Origin of the sequence: Paenibacillus sp. 37 (genome assembly GCF_008386395.1) — a bacterium.
In the GTDB taxonomy this organism is placed as follows: domain Bacteria; phylum Bacillota; class Bacilli; order Paenibacillales; family Paenibacillaceae; genus Paenibacillus; species Paenibacillus amylolyticus_B.
This window is the reverse complement of sequence record NZ_CP043761.1, coordinates 989,007-1,005,598: the sequence shown is the minus strand read 5'-3', so window position 1 is coordinate 1,005,598 and position 16,592 is coordinate 989,007. Positions and strand designations below refer to the sequence as shown.

Here is a 16,592-nt window from a genome sequence, read left to right as displayed (position 1 = left end):
AACTTAGGAGGAACTAACCATGAAACATACTCAACTTAAACCATTTCCTAAAGATTTCTTCTGGGGAGGTTCAACCTCTGCCTATCAGATTGAGGGAGCCTGGAATGAAGATGGCAAAGGTCCTTCTGTCATCGACATGGGCAACCATGTGGAAGGTGTAACCGACTTCAAGGTAACCAGTGATCACTATCATATGTACAAAGAAGATGTGGCGTTGCTGGCCGAAATGGGCTTCAAAGCATACCGTTTCTCGATCGCATGGACACGCATCTATCCGCAAGGAGCGGGTGAAGTGAATCCGAAGGGACTCGCCTTTTACGATTCTCTCATTAATGAGTTAATTAAATACGGTATTGAACCCATAGTGACGATGTATCACTTCGATCTTCCTTACGCGCTTGAAGAAAAAGGTGGCTGGTCCAACCGTGCAACGATTGATGCTTTTGAACAATATGCCAAGACCCTCTATGAGAACTACGGAGATCGGGTTAAATATTGGCTGACCATCAACGAACAAAATATGTTGATCCTGCATCCCGGCTCTCTGGGTACACTGGATACAACACTTGTTGATCCGCAAAAAACACTGTATCAGCAAAATCACCACATGCTGGTTGCTCAAGCTAAAGCCATGGTGCTATGTCATGAAATGCTGCCTGAAGCCAAAATTGGTCCAGCCCCTAATATCGGTGTAATTTACCCGGCGAGCTCCAAACCAGAAGACACACTCGCGGCTGATAACTATGCTGCCATTCGTAACTGGCTCTATCTCGATATGGCGGTATATGGACGTTATAATCATATTGCCTGGAGTTATCTCGAAGAGAAAGGATATACGCCTGTCATTGAAGACGGAGATATGGACATCCTGGCGCAAGGAAATCCTGACTTTATTGCGTTTAACTATTACACTTCCCAGACGGTTGGTGAAAGTCTGAACGATGGTAATGACTTCTCTCATACAGGAGACCAGCATGAAATTGTGGGTGAACCAGGCGCATATAGAGGATCTGTGAATCCCAATCTGCAAAAAACGGAGTTTGGTTGGGAAATTGATCCGGTGGGCTTCCGCTCTACCCTGCGTCAGATCTACTCCCGTTATCATCTGCCATTGATTGTTACGGAAAACGGTCTGGGTGCATTTGATAAACTGGAGGAAGGCGACGTGGTTAACGATCCATATCGTATTGAATTTTTCAATAAACATATCGAACAGATTCAACTGGCAATTACGGACGGCGTGGATGTATTTGGCTTCTGCCCTTGGTCTGCGATCGATCTGGTCAGCACACATCAAGGGTCGAGCAAACGTTATGGATTCATCTATGTGGATCGTGAGGAATTCGATATCAAGGAATTGAGACGTATCCGCAAACAGAGTTTCCACTGGTATCAAAAACTAATTGAAACGAATGGAGAAATTCGTTAATACCGTACTCCTTTAATATCATAATAAAAAACAGTCGACCACACGTTATGTGTGATCGACTGTTTTTTTTGTTAATGTACTTCATTTCCAATTATAAAATTACATTTCAGCCTTCGGTTGTTTTACCGCTTTGGCCCCTCTGAGTACCCGTAGGGATAACAGGAAACAGATCGCCAAAACTGCTGCTGCCGAAACATAAGGATAGTTAATATTCACATCGAATAGTGCTCCAGCTACGATCGGGCCTGCGATATTTCCCAAACTCGTGTAAGCCGAGTTCAATCCGGCCACAAAGCCCTGTTGTTCCTGTGCCAGTTTGGACATCTGTGTACTGATCGCCGGACGTAAAATGTCCATGCCCAGGAACACGATAAACGTTACGACAAGAATCATCCAGTACGTACTTACAAACAAGGTCAACAGTACAAATACGGCTACAAATAACAGACAGACTGAAATGACCATCTTTTCACCAAACCGATTGAGCAACCAACCGATCAGGGATACTTGCACAACCGCACCCGCGATGGAACCAAATGTAATGATAAATGCAATGTCTTTGGTCGTGAAGCCAAATTTGTGATCCACAAATAGTGAAAATACCGTCTCATAGTTAGCCAGACCAAATGCCATAACAAACACGATAATCAAGCTGAAAAAGTACGGTTCACGATATGAATTGAGCAATTGGGATACCATACCCGGAGCTTTGACCTTCTCTGCGCCAGCTACAGGTTTAGTTTGCTCTCCTGTGCTTCGCGTGGATTCAGGCAAAATAATCAACGTGATAATCGATGCCAGCAACCCGGCAACCCCTGCGGCGTAGAACGGAATTCGAATGCCAAAGTCAGCAATGTATCCACCAATTCCCGGTCCGATGATAAATCCGGTTGTAATGGCTGCATTAATCAATCCCATACCTTTGCCGCGTTCTTCCTCTGTTGTAATATCTGCGGTGTAAGCCATAACCGCCGGGAAGATCATCGCCGCACCAATACCACCAAGCATCCGGGCCGCGAAGAGCAAGACTGGTGCATTGACCGCACCAAACATAAACTCCGATACGGCAAAGATCAGCATGCCGCCAACGATAATTTTTTTACGTCCCCATGTATCCGACCATCGACCCGCAAGCGGGGAGAACAGAAACTGGGTGAAGGAGAATGCCGCTACCAGCAATCCAACCGTGAATCCGGTGATTTGCAGTAGATCCATATACGCAGGCATGATCGGCACAACCAGACCAATACCCGTAAAAACAAGAAAAATATTAAACATTAACAGCAGCAGTGCGCCCCTGTTCCGTGTAAGTAATGCCATGATTCCATCCTCCGTAGTTGTCAAAATGTTGCTTAAGCTTTATCCTTTGCAATCCCATGTAAGAATACACTGGCGGCCTGGCGGTATAACGCAAGAGCCTGATCAGGCTCCATCCCCCGTGACATCTGACTAAGACCAATAATGGTACTTTCCAATATCAGTGCGAGATTATCTACATTGTCTGCTTTGAACTCACCACTCTCAATGCCTTGCTCTATCATTTGTTTATTAAATTGAATATGCCGCTCAAACATTAAGGAGATCCGCTCCTCAATATCATTTTCTTTCTTTTCCCCTGTGAAGAACTCATCAGCCGCCTTCGTCAGGGGGTGATTCATATCGTCCAGAACTAATTGCTCCGCCAAACCATAAATCTTCTCCGTGGAGGTGTGATAGAGATGTTCTTTGGCCGCCCAGCTCTCTTCCCACTCTCGGTCCCATTCATCGATTAGATAGAGGAACAGACCTTCCTTACTTTTAAAATGGTAATATATATTGCCTTTGCTGCTGCCCGTCGCAGCTACAATATCCTCAATGGATGTTGCTTTATAACCTTTTTGTACAAAAAGGGCTTTGGAAGCATCCGCAAGTTTCTTCTTGGTCTGCTCGGTTTGAAGTTGCTTTTTATTCATATTCATTCCATTTCACTCCGTCCCATCCATACTGAACATTCGTTCTGTATTTTAACAGATGCATCCAATATAAGCAATAAAAAAGGAGAGTGGCACATCAGCCAACTCTCCTTTGATGATTTATTTTATGTTATTTTCTTACCTTTACCCTGCAATATTTTCAATTGACCATTCTCAGAAGCAACCTGATATGTAACCCTATACTTCGTCGTTACATATTCGCCGTCCCTGCGTTCATCGGCTGTAATCACTGCTGTCACTTCCATCCCATCATTGCCCTTGTCTATAGAAGAGACCTCTCCAATCGTCACATAACTGGTATTGAGGTAACCCTCACGAAATTTGGCATAACTTGTGCCGCTCTGCCATTCACTACCAAGCAAAGCATAAGCTGTAACATAGTCACTTAGATTCAGACTGTTGTAAAACTCGGTCACCACCCCTTCTGCTTTCGCAGAAGCTGAGAGCGATCCCGATCCATTACCACCAGCCGTCTGAACCGCCGTTGTGCTGGATGGCTTCTTGGACCAGGCTTGCACCTGCTTCAGCACGCTGGTGATAGGGATACTGAACCCAATTCCACCCTCCTGCTCCACAACGGCTGAGTTAATACCAAGTACTTCGCCCGTCTCTGCGTTGATTAGTGGTCCGCCACTGTTGCCATGGGTAATCGGCGCCGAGATCTGATACAGATTGCTGTAAATGTAAGGCGCAATTTCGAAGCTGCGTCCAACACCGCTGATAATGCCTGTAGTTACCGTGTTCTCTAATCCCAGCGGGCTCCCAAGAGCTAGGATTTCATCTCCAGTCTCGGCTTTAGATTTGGCGATAGCCAGCGGTTTCAACTTTTTCAGATCAGGTACTCGAACAACAGCAATATCTGTTTCTTCCCCGATTCCAATTACGGTTCCTTTGTATTCCTCATGATTCAGAGTACGTATCGTCACTTCCTCCGAACCTTCTACCACATGAGCATTGGTTACAACATCTCCCTGATCATTATAGAGAAAACCGGAGCCTAGCCCGCTGCTGCTCTCGATCGTAACCACTTTCTTCTGACTCTCTTCAATAATCTGTTTACGTGTTTTCTTCACGGCTGTCTTGGAGGACGGTTTGGATGCTGCGTTTTCTGTTTCTTTCGCATTAACAACTGCCAATCTCGGTTCAGCCTGCAACTGATCTGCTGTATAACTGTGAATCCAGAACACGCCTCCTGCTCCGGCTCCTATAATGATTGCACTGGATATAATGGTGCTCCATATTCGTTTGCCCATTCCGACCTGTCCTCCTATTCCAGATACCACGTTGCATTCACAACAGATACTTCTGCTTCTTGGTATACACCATAATAATACGTCTCAAAAAATCCTTCTTCACCCACTTCAATCCAGCTTGGATACACATCCACATAGGTTTGGCCCAAATAAGTACCGTCTGTACCATAAATATCGACCATGACGGTGACGGAAGAGATCGGCCGAGTTGCATTGTTAATGATTGAACCGCTAATATACAGGTCACCATACATATCAAGCGTTGCTTCGACATTCACAATGCTCACTGCCGACGTTCGATTCTTCAGATCTTCTTCTGCTGCCTGCTGTTCGGCAAGTTGAATTCGTTCGGCTTCCGCTTTCTCGAAATTCTTCTTCTCACTTAGCACCCGATCACGATACGCTGTCAGTTTGTCATCCTCCGGCGCATAAGACAGCCCTTGATCGACCGTTTGCAATGCCGCTGTAAAATCCTTTGTCTTGACTTGCTGCTCAGCCTGCTTATAGCTAATCCCTGCCAGCTTATCAACAATTTGCTTCTCTACTGCTTCGGCTTCCTTACCCTTCAGATTCGATATCGTATCCAGCTTCTCAGCCAGTGCCTCTACTGTCGTCAAACTATCGATTTCTTTCTTCACCTTCAGCACAGCCAGCGTAACCTTTCTATTACTTAATGTGGCACGCACTTTGGTGAAAACAGGCTCTTCTCGCTCTTTCAGTACTTTCGCTACTGTCTGAATGGATTTGTCTCCTTCTGAGAGTTTTCCTGTTTTCAGACTTGTGGCAGCCTCATTCAACTGATTCATCAGATTGAACGCTTTCGCCGTAATTTGACGATCCTGTATAAGTGCATCATAGTTTGGTCGTTTCACTAGAGCGGTGTCTAGCAGTTGAAGAGCCTCTTTATATTTCCCCTCTAGTGCAGCTTGTTCCGCCTGTTGATGCAGAGACTTCACCTCCGCATTAATACCCATCTCCTGCTTGTAGTAGAACGTTAGTAAAGTCCCCATCACGGCTGCCAGTAACAGTGGAATGATCCAACTAAATGCGCGGCCTTGACTGGTGTTGCCCTGTCTGAGTGCAGGCTGTTGCTGCCGGGATAATAATTCGGCTGTTTCCCCTGTTCTTTTTTCCAAACCCACTGCTGTTTCCGCCCAGATCTGTTCCTCTGTGGAGCTTGCATCTTTCAGTTTTGTGTTACACGTTCTACACGTACTATCCCCAGGACTACTTTTGGTCCCACATATGTGACAATACATCCTAATCCCTCCATCAAAAAGAAACGTATGTATACTTACCTTCTAACTTTCTAGTACATGAGCTTATAGCATCTTTCGATACAAAACGTCAACATGAATCGACACTTATCATATAGCAAAAAGGTAGAATACACCATATGTTATCCGGATAAATTCGGTGCGTGTTTCCATAAAGCATAAAGGAGATACCGACACGCGGTATCTCCTCCTGTTCAGTCCTGCTGTCCTGCGCGCACCCGGATGTTGCCCAATTCGTTGGCATTGGTCGCAAATGCGTTACCGCCCTGTCCAACGGATGCCTTGGCTGACTGTCGTCCCTTTTTAAAAAGCTCGGGTTATCCTATTCATGTCCATGTACATGGGGATGTGTGAATGCATACTCCCGATAATTAATGGATGCAGAAAAGATGCAAAAAAACCTTCCTATTATACTAGGAAGGTTCTACTTATTTTCATTTTGTCACGCCGAAGGAAAAGCACTTAGGTCCATATAGGAGACTTCCCAGAGGTGATCATCCAGATCTTGAAAACTCCATCCATACATGAATCCGTGATCCTGCGGTTCGTTGTATGGTTTCGCGCCTGCATCGAGGGCAGCTTGTACAATTACATCTACCTGCTCTCGGCTATCTACAGACAGGGCAACGATGACTTCGGTTGTATCGGCAGCATTGGAGATTTTTTTCGAGATGAAGGATTGGAAACGTTCCTCCACCAGAAGCATGGCGTAAATATTTTCCCCGATGATCATACAAGTAGCAGACTCGTCCGTAAAATTGGCGTCAAACTCAAATCCCACCTTGGTAAAAAACTCAACGGATTTCTTCAAATCTTGGACAGGTAAATTGACAAAAATCTGCTTAGCACGAATAGCCACCATCGATCACCTCGAACTCATAGAATACATTCCACCTCAAAATAACACCTCGCGAATACGCTGTCAATTGAATATAATGAAGACATTCCAACTTGTGAGGTGACACGGATGTTGCTCCGTATTGTTCGAAGTACATAGTTGTCGGGCTGGGTCAAAACGCGTACCAGCTATCAAGGGACACGTCTGTCCATTTGATCCCATTCGACCATTTACAATAGAACGATATGCACAACTCTCTTGTCCTGTTCAAACAAACTCACATTGGAGGAAATGAAAATGAAAATGAAAAACAACATAGATTATGCTGACTTTTATGAACGCGTAGGCCGGACGAATGGCTGGAACTTCAGCTCCATGAACGTTGTCTCGGAGAAGATCGGATGGAATTTCTATGAGGAAGTTGTTCGCCATACGCGATCGTCCGATCTGTTACTCGATATTGGAACAGGCGGTGGAGAAGCTGTTCTATCCATTGCAGAAGAAGCCTTGTTATTGGTGGGAATTGATCTCGCTCAAGGAATGATTGAAACTGCACAAAATAATCTCTTAGCTGCAGGAGTTCACCCCAACGTACGCTTCCTGCATATGGACGCAGAGAACATAACATTTCCAGATTCCTTCTTTAACGTGGTATCCTCCAGACACTCCAGCTTCTCTGCTTCAGAAGTATTTAGAGTTCTTGCTCAGGGTGGGATATTTCTAACCCAGCAGGTCAGCGAACATGATAAATCCAACCTTTCAGAAGCTTTTGGACGTGGACAGAGCCTTGGCATTCAACCCGGCACATTGATGGAACGATACAAGCATGAACTTCAAATAGCAGGTTTCCATGACATTCAGGTCCGTGAATATAATGTGGTGGAGCATTACGCTACACCCGAAGACTTGATGTTTCTCCTAACCCATGCCCCCATTATTCCTGATTTCGGAAAGGTAGAAACGGACGTTGAACGATTCCAGAAGTTTGTGAGAGAACATTACGAAGAGAAGGGCATTCGTACCAACTCGGCACGCTTCATGATTACTGCAAGAAAATAATGGCTAACCTTATCTTAAAACTATTGGAGGAAACACAATGTCTAGTCCAGTTGAAATCTCTTATCGCTTCAATGCTCCACGCGAACTTGTGTTTAAAGCATTTACCGACTCAGAACATCTGCAGAACTGGTGGGGCCCAAAAGGTTGGTCGTTAAATGTTGCTGAATCAGATTTTCGTTCGGGCGGTGTCTTTCATTACAGCCAGAAACCTGCTGACGGTGACACCATGTGGGTCAAATTCGTATACAGTGAGATTATTGCATCAGAGAAAATTATATACACCAGTTTCTTTTCTGACGAGAAAGGTCACATTGTACGTGCACCCTTTGACCAAAGTTGGCCGATGAACACTCTAAATACTCTAACGTTCAGCGAAGAGGAAGGGGAAACAGCCATTACACTGACTGTTGCTCCCGCATCTCCAACGGAGGAAGAACTTCAAACTTTCGAGGCTGCAAAAGAGATGGTACAAGCGGGGTTTACCGGAACACTCAATCAATTAACCGAATACTTAACAAAGATATAATCCATTTCGTATACCCTTGGTATAACTGCAAATAAAAAAAACACCGTTACCGGTGTTTTTTTATTTATAACTTCTCTCTACGTTCTTCACACACTTTATTCTTCTGCAATGTTTTCCCCGTCTGGCATCTCGAGCTTCTCCAAGAAAGGCTTCAACTTATCCACGACATAGTGGCTGCCTCCCCGACCGTTCACCTCTTCAATCACAGCGGATAACAGGAAGGTCGGAGAGTCGGTATCAAATACTACGAAAAATCCATTTTCTTGACCCTTCTCTCCCTTCTTCGCTTTCAGTTCCGCTGTTCCTGTCTTGCCCGCGAGTCCTCCAGGAATTGAATTCAAGGTGTGGGCCGTACCTCCCTGCCGGGAAACAACTTCTCCCAAAGCATCCTTAACCGTATTTGCGGCTTCCGGAGTAATGATTACCTCAGGGTCAGTGCTTTCTTTTCCCTCGATTAGAACAGGTTTCACCAGCTTCCCTTCATTAATAAAAGGTGTAAATGACGATGCCAGATGTATCGGGGACATTAACATCTCCCCTTGCCCGTAGGACGTATCAGCGAGTAATACCTCGGAAGACAGATCCAGATGTGCTTCATTGGCATATTGGCTTGGCTTCAGATACAGTTCATCCAGTCCAAAGTTATCACCAAAACCAAACTTCTGGATCCCATCAATAAACTTGGCGCTGCCCATCTCGATCGCTTCCATGGCAAAGTAAATATTGTCCGAGTACACTAGTGCATCGACCATATCTACTGGAGATAAACTCTTCACACGCTTGACATAATAACCGCCCCAGCTATCGTCTTTACGCCATTGCAAGCCAGAGATATCATGTGTTTTGTCCGCTGTAGTCACCTTCTCCATCAGTCCCGCTGCGGCTGTAATCGCTTTGAAGGTTGATCCTGGTGCATACCGGGTAGTGACTCTGTTGATAAAAGGAAGCTTCTCATTCGCCGAATAAGCATCCCACTCTGCCTGTGTAAGTCCTGTAACCATCTTGTTCGGGTTATAGGAAGGTGCGCTCACCAACGCCAGCAAGTTGCCGTCCGTCGGATTCATCAGAACCATCGCACCGGCGTCTCCACCACTGGACAATGTCTGATACAATTTCTTCTGTTGTTTGGAGCTAATCGTCAGTTGAACATTCTGTCCATCTACAGCATCCTTGCGAATAAGCTCAGAACGGGAGTTACCGGACTCATCCGTAATTTCAATCAAACCACCACGTTCACCACGCAGTTGTTTCTCCATGGACTGCTCTAAACCCGCTTTGCCAATCCAATCCTCTGCGCGATAATAGCCTTCTGTATCCTTATCCAGATCTTCTTTGGTGGCTTTGCGCACGTAACCAATCAGGTGCGCAGCCGCATCACCGAGTGGATAATAACGGATTTCCTTACTCTGCATCGTAACCCCGCTTAAAGATTCTGGCACGTCAAACTCCTCCGTTGAACCAATCGGGACAAAGTACTCCGGCTTCACCCATGTCTGCGCAAGCGCCTTTTGAATGGCATCTTCCGAAACCTGATAATGACTTGCGATTCGTGTAATCATCTCGTCCGGGTTATCACCAAGTTTCTCAGGTACAATGCCCCATTCGTTCATCGTGCCCTTGGTAGCCAGTGGCAAGCCATCACGATCTACAATGTCTCCACGATCCGGGAACAGTGTCCTCACTCGCACCTTACTGCCCTTTACCATGTCATTCAGGATCAACGATGGCTGCCAGTTAATTTGCCAGTTTTTGCCCCCATCCTCAAGCTCCTGCCGAACCAGTTTCAATGTATGCGTCTCACTGACTTCTCCCAAAAAAGTTGTCAGTTGCAGGTTGTAATCCACCTCATACGTATCCGGGTTTTGTTTCTCTGCATCGGTCTTACTGTCATCGGCCGCCGTTTCGGCAACATCCACTGGCTTAACCTCCGCCTTGACGGTGGATACTTCCATGCCCGAATAGATCGCATTGTATTTTTCAACAAATTGTTCCTTGTTCATGCCCGACTCTTGCACCGAAGCAGGTGTCATCAAGGTATACAGCTGATCAAACTCTTTTTTTTGCAGATGCTCTATGTACTGATTCACGGTAGTCTGGGGCTTGGCTTCTGCTTCTTTGTTATTCTGCATGTATAGATACATTCCGATTCCACCTGCAAACAAGATGGGTAGCAGTCCGTACATTAATTTACGTTTGGATTTCATGGTTACATCACCTCTAATATACACTATAGATTTCCAGCGCCATTTAAACAATGAAACAAATCTGACGAATTTATCATTAAAAATAGCCGAAAGCTCACATAATATGTTTAAATAAGGATAGTGAGATTACATACTAAAGCTTTTTTGCTATGCAAAAGGCTGAAAAGGAGCCCGATGATGGAAATCAGCTATTTTTTACTCCCCAAAGCCGAAGTGGCCTATATCAAGTCTACCGCTTCCATGAAAGATGCTATTGAGCAATTGGAATCGCACCACTACACCGCCATTCCCGTGATTGACCAGGATGGAAAATATGTTGCTACCCTGTCCGAAGGCGATTTGTTATGGAAAATGCGAAATACACCCGGATTGACTTTTGATACGATGGATCAGGTTCAAGTCCATGAGATTAACAATCGGGTATATAATGAATGTGTATTCATTGAGGCTGAAATGGAGGATATGCTGACACTTGCAGCTGACCAAAATTTTGTGCCCGTGGTGGATGTCGATCGTGTCTTCCTCGGTATTATCCGTCGTAAGGATATTATTGAATACTATACGCGTAACATTTCGGATTAGATGAAGTAAAACATCCCGTAATAATCGAAAGGGTACTCCAGTGGTCATATTTTGGCCAAACCGGGGTACCCTTTTTGTTTCATGGTATGGTCGGAATCACTCTACTTTGCGTTTAGCCCGCTCTTCAATGTAATAACTCAACACGTCCCTAGGGCTTCCCTGAAATGCACGCTCTCTGCCAAACTCATACGCCTGGTGCAGATACATATACGCATCGTCATGCTGTTCAAGTCTCAAGCAGATCATGCCGAGATCGACCAATGGACTCGTATTTCTATCCGTACTCCGCGTATGTAACGATATCTCAGCCCACGGCTTTGCCAGTTCATATTGCTTCAGATCGATATGTGCATTCGCATGACAGGATGCGATCCAGCTTGCGATCTCCCATCCCATCTTCGGCTCGGGCAACATGCCCCATGCCTGATCATAATAGACGAGGGCCTGTTCATGCTGCTGCGTCTCGTCCAGTACATTACCGGCTTCTACGGTCTCAATAATCTGTCGCTCCAGTTCGGCATGTTCCGGTGTCAGCTCTTTCATTGCACCGTCTCCTCCTCCAGGACGAAATACCATTCCAAAAAAGCATTGAAATCAGACCACTGCGGCTTACTTTCGCCATTAAGAAACCGTTCAATGGACTCGCCCAGTTCCACCAGCACCACTTCTCCTGTCTGACGATTGTAGAAAAATCCACCTTCACCTTCAAAACTATCTAGTGGAATATATGCCTCAGGGAGTCCCAATGTGAGCTGTGCTACATTCACATCTTCCATATATACGGTGTTCTCCATAAACCAACAGATCTGATACAACTCCTGATGCCTGCTATAAAAAGTCGGTCCATCCTCTGCATGTAGATAAAATTGTGCAAAATCCGACTGAAAATCAATCTCAAGCTTCCGTAATGCTTCTTCGTAAGCTGCTGGGACATCTTCATGCCACCAGCCTTGCTCCTTGCAATGATCAATCACTCTATTGGATAACATCGTAGACCTCCTAGTTCAATTTTGCTCACACAGATTTTACAGGTATCCAGACTTGGGGAGGTGCTCCATGACCTCTGTACACTTCAAGTTCCGGGATCCCTGCATGCTTATATGAAGCGGAAGGAAACCACGCTGTCATAATATGGTGCCACAACCGTTGTATCGCCTCCGGCTTTAATTCATCCGCTTCAAATACAACCCAATTGGACGCTGGGAGTTCGATAGGCACCAAACCTTCAGGCACTTCACCTGAGTAAGAGGTAGCAATCCAATACTCCATTTGATTGTCCTTCAGCTCTCTCTGATCTATGCAGATGCCCACCAGACCGGGAATAGCTCCGTTATTGAACCCTTTTAAACGTTCCTCAATGCCGTCTGCCAAAGCATCCTGCCACATCTTTGGGATTTCTCTTAAATTCTCTCCATCCACACAAGAGAACGTTCGTTTGATTCCCACAAAGGTAAGAGACTGGTGTTCGATCACTTTTTCATTCACATTCATTGGATGGACTCCTCTCTGAGAGCGATATGGGGCACGGTTCTCCATGACCCATTCATGAAAATATTGGTGGGCGCTACTGGCATCCGGAGCCGTAAAAAGATACGTTCCTTCCACCTCACGGCGACTCAGCCTGGAATCTGCAAGATCCCGGTCCTCTTCTTCATTCAAAACAATTCGATACGTCCCATCTTCCTCTCGAAAGGCAAGGGCGTGTACATTCGTATGTTGTTTATAATAGCCTAATTGCAAAATGATTGGTTGCTCTTCTGCCATTTCGCCTGTGAAAGCCGGATTGGGGAACTCCTCATCGAAATCGGCTTCATCTGGTGCGATACCTTTATATAAGCCGTTGACTACATTGCCCAGCAGATTCACAATCTGATGTGCGTAGACATATGGAAACTGTTTAATCTCATACACATCACGATCCAACTGATGCCATTGCAGATACTCCATGATTTTGGAATATGTAAAGCTAACGGCACTGGAAAGTTCGCGATCCAAAGGCTGATTGGCAGTAAGACGAGTCAGTTCCATAATACTGTTCACGTATTGCCAGAATAGTTCCTGATCGAAACGTGCCTCCTCTTACAGCATATACAAAAAGGTGTTCTTTTCTGCACCTGCATTTCGCATTAAGATCTGAAGTGCTTGTTCCATATATGATATATACCTCCGATATGTCCTACAGTTACTGTATCAAAAGAGTAGGTAGATTGGAAATAGTGCCAGTACTCCTATTCACACGAAACATATCGAATTCACGCTCATCCTTCACTTCCTTATTCTGATGCAACTTTCTTCTTACTCGTTCGTCTAACTACTGACCAACAACGAAGGAGATGACTATGCGAATATCTTGCAGCCCCGGTTTTCCTGGAAGCATGATCGGATCAATTGATCTTCAGCCATCAAAGTATTACAGCGCACCTTCTATGAACAGTAAGATCACTGATCATGTTGACCCCGAACTCATTACCATTCCCTATGTGGAAGATCCGAACTTCGGATCACACTTTGACTCCATGAAGGTCATGAACGGAACTTATAGAGATGAAATGCATGTGAGCTACGATGTGGAGTTTACGATTGATGTAGATAAAAAAGGCTATATTACGCAATTTGAACATACGTTCCAGCTGGAACGTTATCTGGATCTAGTTCGCACACATTCCTATAAAGTAATCAAGACAAACTGGCGTGGACAAACATTTCATGTGATGACATACAGTTACCTGGAGGAAGTCATTCATCCGAAGAATGTTCTTTTTAAATGTAACAATGCCCAAGATGTCTTCGTCGTGGCTGAACTCATACCTCATCGTGTTGGTGGCATTGTGGAACAGCCCAATAATCTTTATCTTCATTTCCGTGCATTAATCTCGGCACGAGATGATTTGTACCCATTAGATTATATGTGTGAGCCTGATTTCGACCTGAGTCTCGACTAACCAAGTAGATACATATGTAGAAAGAGCATAAGCTGTCCCGAATCAGCCGGGTAGCCTGTGCTCTTTTTCCACAAATGAACCACCAATTTCACTCCTATAAATCCCCTCATTCATACGCTCGGCACTATGCTCCCCATACCTGTCTCTAAGCAAAATCAGCTGTAATGTCGATGAATATACCATAATGCTGTTCATGCATATGTTCTTCGTACGTTCAGAATTGAGAGGGGTTGGAAACATGGTTTATCCGAAACATAAAATGCATTCGCTGTTCGCTCTACCCTTGGCAGGCCTGCTGTTTCTATTATGGGGTGCTCAAGCGGCACATGCGGAACAGGTAGACAGTTTGTTGCCTGAGCGAAGTCAGCAGGAGATTGTTCAGAAGTGGAATCAGTGGATGAATGACAATGATACATCTCCCCTGTATACAGAGACACCTTCGACAAGTGCTCCCTACTTTGCTGGTGTGGTAAGTGATGCCTATCTGGATCAGGGTCTGAACGCAGCCAACTTTTATCGTTTTATTGCGGGGCTGCAGGGAGATCTTGTCCTTGATCCTACCTTGAATCGTCAAGCCCAGCATGGGGCTGTTGTGGTCTCCACAGGTGGATACCTGTCCCATTATCCAGAACAGCCAGGAGATATGCCAAAGGATTTCTTTGACACAGGTTCAAAGTCTGCTAGCAGCTCCAATCTTTACGTTACCAGCAGTGCCAAGAATAACGTCCTGACAAAAAGCATTCAGGCCTACATGAATGATTCGGATGCCTCCAATATTGATCGACTGGGTCACCGGCGCTGGATTTTGAGCCCACAACTGCAACGGATCGGATTTGGACTTGCCACTCGTAGTGAAGCAGGCAAGACATATGATCAGTACTATAGTGCCATGCAGGTATTTGATAAAAGCAGAACTGGGGGAACTTCGTTCAATTACAGTCTGTTCCCGAATCAAGGCGCTTTTCCAATCGAAGCCTTTGGCAGCACACAGGCCTGGTCTGTTCAACTTAATACAGATGTATTTGCGAAGCCATCACTGTCTGAGGTACAGGTCGAGATGACTCGGACTTCCGATCAACGTACGTGGACCTTTAACGCCAAGAATCAGAACAGCGGCTTTCCAACCGGTTATTACAACGTGGACCCTGCGGATAAACAATGGTTTAATCAAGCCTATTTCAATGTAGAGACAGGTGGATATGGATATGGCTACGCCATCATCTTCCGTCCCGACGATGTGCAATTGTTAAAAAACGGTGATACGTTCAACATTCAAATTACAGGTCTGCAAAAGAAGAACGGTACAGCGGCGGAAATCTCATACTCCACGCGTTTCTTCCATGTGGACGGTGTACAAGATACAACTCTTACTCGTATAAAACCAGGACAACCAAACCTGAACGTTCGAACTGGAGAACAGATTGATCTGCCTTCGATCACTGCCGTGAATGATAACGGAACATCCTATGTTCCACAATCTAACGTCTCCTTCACCACGACGTCAGATCGCATCGCCATCAAGGATGGTAAAATCATTGGACTTCAGGCTGGTAAAGCCGAAATTCGGATTCGTTTTGAAGGGAAAGAAGCGGTTGTCTCTGTTACGGTAACGGGAATTCCCCAATTAACTGATATCCGCACACATTGGGCAAAAGATGCCATTCAATGGGCCGTTCAACAGGAGATGGTCAGTGGATACGAGGATGGAACGTTCAAACCCAACAATCAGGTGAGTGAAGCCGAATTCCTCTCCATGTTGTTCAAGCTGTATGCGAATTCCCATGTCATTCAGAGCATCGATGCTGTAGAGGGACAAGCTATCAAAGGAAACATCTGGAGTGATCGTTATTATACCTATGCTTCCGCGTTGAATCTGAAACTGGATGCCAGCAAACAGAATCCGAAGCTGCGCAATCATGCCTTGAACCGAACAGAAGTAGCCGTAATCGTGGCGGGGCTTGGCGGTAAAAATTATACCCAGGATGACGATGCCATCCGGTATCTGCTGAACATGGGATACTCTTCAGGCAAAACCGCAGCTACGGTGCAAGGTTATGCGGGACAAGAATCCTTGACCCGGGCAGAGGCCGTTGTTTTTCTCCAGAACCTGAAGGAAAAAGGCTTCGAACTATGGAGCAGACCGAAGAATGCCACTGAAGCTACCGAGAATGAAAAGAATGGCGGACTACCGGATCAGACCATGAAAGCAGTATATTCCGCCGATCACACACTAGTCCTTCAAGGTACGTTCCCGACGTATGCCAACCAGACGATGCCAATTAAAATCCATGGTCCTTCGCCTGTTGTAGAGCACATCCAGACGCAGCAGGTTACAACAGATGCCTATGGCAATTTCAAACTAACGGTAAGTAACCTTGATGCGAAGGAACTTAACCTCTATGTGGACGTGCGCGAAGATTATGCCTACTGGATCAGTGTAGAGGCGGGGCGAACTGCGATAAGTGATTATACAGAGTAACAACAATTAACCTGCAATATTCCATTGCTC

At 45.4% G+C, this 16,592-nt stretch carries 15 protein-coding genes; 6 read left to right on the top strand and 9 right to left on the bottom strand.

What is annotated here, in order from left to right:
* The first annotated feature begins 19 nt into the window (after window positions 1–19).
* Window positions 20–1,429, top strand: a complete 1,410-nt coding sequence (locus F0220_RS04525) for a glycoside hydrolase family 1 protein (RefSeq protein WP_074093605.1) — start codon at window positions 20–22, stop codon at window positions 1,427–1,429.
* 99 nt (window positions 1,430–1,528) lie between these two features.
* Here the strand turns inward: F0220_RS04525 and F0220_RS04520 are convergent, their stop codons facing one another.
* From F0220_RS04520 to F0220_RS04500, 5 genes are all read right to left on the bottom strand, one after another.
* Entirely contained in the window at window positions 1,529–2,749 is a 1,221-nt protein-coding gene (locus tag F0220_RS04520; RefSeq protein WP_091019627.1) for an MFS transporter, read from the bottom strand.
* A 32-nt stretch (window positions 2,750–2,781) separates the two neighbouring features.
* Window positions 2,782–3,381 carry a TetR/AcrR family transcriptional regulator gene (locus tag F0220_RS04515; RefSeq protein WP_091019814.1) on the bottom strand — a complete coding sequence of 200 codons (600 nt, stop codon included), beginning with the start codon at window positions 3,379–3,381 and terminating at the stop codon, window positions 2,782–2,784.
* 125 nt (window positions 3,382–3,506) lie between these two features.
* The gene (locus tag F0220_RS04510; RefSeq protein ID WP_105602176.1) at window positions 3,507–4,655 is read right to left on the bottom strand and encodes a S1C family serine protease; all 1,149 of its coding nucleotides are present in this window, start codon (window positions 4,653–4,655) and stop codon (window positions 3,507–3,509) included.
* Between the two features lie 14 nt (window positions 4,656–4,669).
* Window positions 4,670–5,791, bottom strand: a complete 1,122-nt coding sequence (locus F0220_RS04505) for an FxLYD domain-containing protein (RefSeq protein ID WP_146117119.1) — start codon at window positions 5,789–5,791, stop codon at window positions 4,670–4,672.
* A 583-nt stretch (window positions 5,792–6,374) separates the two neighbouring features.
* Complete coding sequence (locus F0220_RS04500; RefSeq protein WP_105602193.1) at window positions 6,375–6,791, bottom strand: VOC family protein; 417 nt, start codon at window positions 6,789–6,791, stop codon at window positions 6,375–6,377.
* 282 nt (window positions 6,792–7,073) lie between these two features.
* On the opposite strand from F0220_RS04500, the gene F0220_RS04495 reads away from it, so the two are divergent.
* The gene (locus tag F0220_RS04495; RefSeq protein ID WP_105602192.1) at window positions 7,074–7,829 is read left to right on the top strand and encodes a class I SAM-dependent methyltransferase; all 756 of its coding nucleotides are present in this window, start codon (window positions 7,074–7,076) and stop codon (window positions 7,827–7,829) included.
* A gap of 37 nt (window positions 7,830–7,866) precedes the next feature.
* Window positions 7,867–8,355, top strand: coding sequence for an SRPBCC domain-containing protein (locus F0220_RS04490; RefSeq protein ID WP_105602172.1), 489 nt, complete (start codon window positions 7,867–7,869; stop codon window positions 8,353–8,355).
* Between the two features lie 95 nt (window positions 8,356–8,450).
* Here F0220_RS04490 and F0220_RS04485 read toward each other — a convergent pair whose 3' ends face one another.
* On the bottom strand, window positions 8,451–10,559 hold the full coding sequence (locus F0220_RS04485) for a penicillin-binding protein PBP4(5) (RefSeq protein ID WP_105602171.1): 2,109 nt from the start codon (window positions 10,557–10,559) through the stop codon (window positions 8,451–8,453).
* 177 nt (window positions 10,560–10,736) lie between these two features.
* Here F0220_RS04485 and F0220_RS04480 point away from each other — a divergent pair, with 177 nt between their 5' ends.
* A complete protein-coding gene (locus tag F0220_RS04480; RefSeq protein WP_074093601.1) occupies window positions 10,737–11,141 on the top strand; it encodes a CBS domain-containing protein in 405 nt (134 codons plus the stop codon).
* Window positions 11,142–11,237: 96 nt separating this feature from the next.
* Here the strand turns inward: F0220_RS04480 and F0220_RS04475 are convergent, their stop codons facing one another.
* Genes F0220_RS04475 through F0220_RS04465 form a run of 3 tightly spaced genes read right to left on the bottom strand, consistent with a single transcriptional unit; the run spans window position 11,238 to window position 13,181 of the window.
* On the bottom strand, window positions 11,238–11,684 hold the full coding sequence (locus F0220_RS04475; RefSeq protein WP_105602169.1) for a hypothetical protein: 447 nt from the start codon (window positions 11,682–11,684) through the stop codon (window positions 11,238–11,240).
* The gene (locus F0220_RS04470; RefSeq protein WP_105602168.1) at window positions 11,681–12,130 is read right to left on the bottom strand and encodes a hypothetical protein; all 450 of its coding nucleotides are present in this window, start codon (window positions 12,128–12,130) and stop codon (window positions 11,681–11,683) included. Before F0220_RS04470 ends, F0220_RS04475 begins: the two co-directional genes overlap by 4 nt.
* A gap of 25 nt (window positions 12,131–12,155) precedes the next feature.
* Window positions 12,156–13,181 (bottom strand): GyrI-like domain-containing protein, encoded by a 1,026-nt coding sequence (locus F0220_RS04465; RefSeq protein WP_105602166.1) that lies wholly within the window; start codon window positions 13,179–13,181, stop codon window positions 12,156–12,158.
* A gap of 299 nt (window positions 13,182–13,480) precedes the next feature.
* Between F0220_RS04465 and F0220_RS04460 the strand changes: the two genes are divergently transcribed.
* On the top strand, window positions 13,481–14,083 hold the full coding sequence (locus F0220_RS04460; RefSeq protein ID WP_105602164.1) for a hypothetical protein: 603 nt from the start codon (window positions 13,481–13,483) through the stop codon (window positions 14,081–14,083).
* 238 nt (window positions 14,084–14,321) lie between these two features.
* On the top strand, window positions 14,322–16,562 hold the full coding sequence (locus F0220_RS04455) for an S-layer homology domain-containing protein (protein WP_181155610.1): 2,241 nt from the start codon (window positions 14,322–14,324) through the stop codon (window positions 16,560–16,562).
* The last annotated feature ends 30 nt before the right edge of the window (window positions 16,563–16,592 follow it).

What these genes read in the sequence shown, in the direction of transcription:
- F0220_RS04525 (WP_074093605.1), top strand. Translation starts at nt 20, where the DNA reads ATGAAACATACTCAACTTAAACCATTTCCTAAAGATTTCTTCTGGGGA.
- F0220_RS04520 (WP_091019627.1), bottom strand. Translation starts at nt 2,749, where the DNA reads ATGGCATTACTTACACGGAACAGGGGCGCACTGCTGCTGTTAATGTTT.
- F0220_RS04515 (WP_091019814.1), bottom strand. Translation starts at nt 3,381, where the DNA reads ATGAATAAAAAGCAACTTCAAACCGAGCAGACCAAGAAGAAACTTGCG.
- F0220_RS04510 (WP_105602176.1), bottom strand. Translation starts at nt 4,655, where the DNA reads ATGGGCAAACGAATATGGAGCACCATTATATCCAGTGCAATCATTATA.
- F0220_RS04495 (WP_105602192.1), top strand. Translation starts at nt 7,074, where the DNA reads ATGAAAAACAACATAGATTATGCTGACTTTTATGAACGCGTAGGCCGG.
- F0220_RS04490 (WP_105602172.1), top strand. Translation starts at nt 7,867, where the DNA reads ATGTCTAGTCCAGTTGAAATCTCTTATCGCTTCAATGCTCCACGCGAA.
- F0220_RS04485 (WP_105602171.1), bottom strand. Translation starts at nt 10,559, where the DNA reads ATGAAATCCAAACGTAAATTAATGTACGGACTGCTACCCATCTTGTTT.
- F0220_RS04480 (WP_074093601.1), top strand. Translation starts at nt 10,737, where the DNA reads ATGGAAATCAGCTATTTTTTACTCCCCAAAGCCGAAGTGGCCTATATC.
- F0220_RS04475 (WP_105602169.1), bottom strand. Translation starts at nt 11,684, where the DNA reads ATGAAAGAGCTGACACCGGAACATGCCGAACTGGAGCGACAGATTATT.
- F0220_RS04470 (WP_105602168.1), bottom strand. Translation starts at nt 12,130, where the DNA reads ATGTTATCCAATAGAGTGATTGATCATTGCAAGGAGCAAGGCTGGTGG.
- F0220_RS04460 (WP_105602164.1), top strand. Translation starts at nt 13,481, where the DNA reads ATGCGAATATCTTGCAGCCCCGGTTTTCCTGGAAGCATGATCGGATCA.
- F0220_RS04455 (WP_181155610.1), top strand. Translation starts at nt 14,322, where the DNA reads ATGGTTTATCCGAAACATAAAATGCATTCGCTGTTCGCTCTACCCTTG.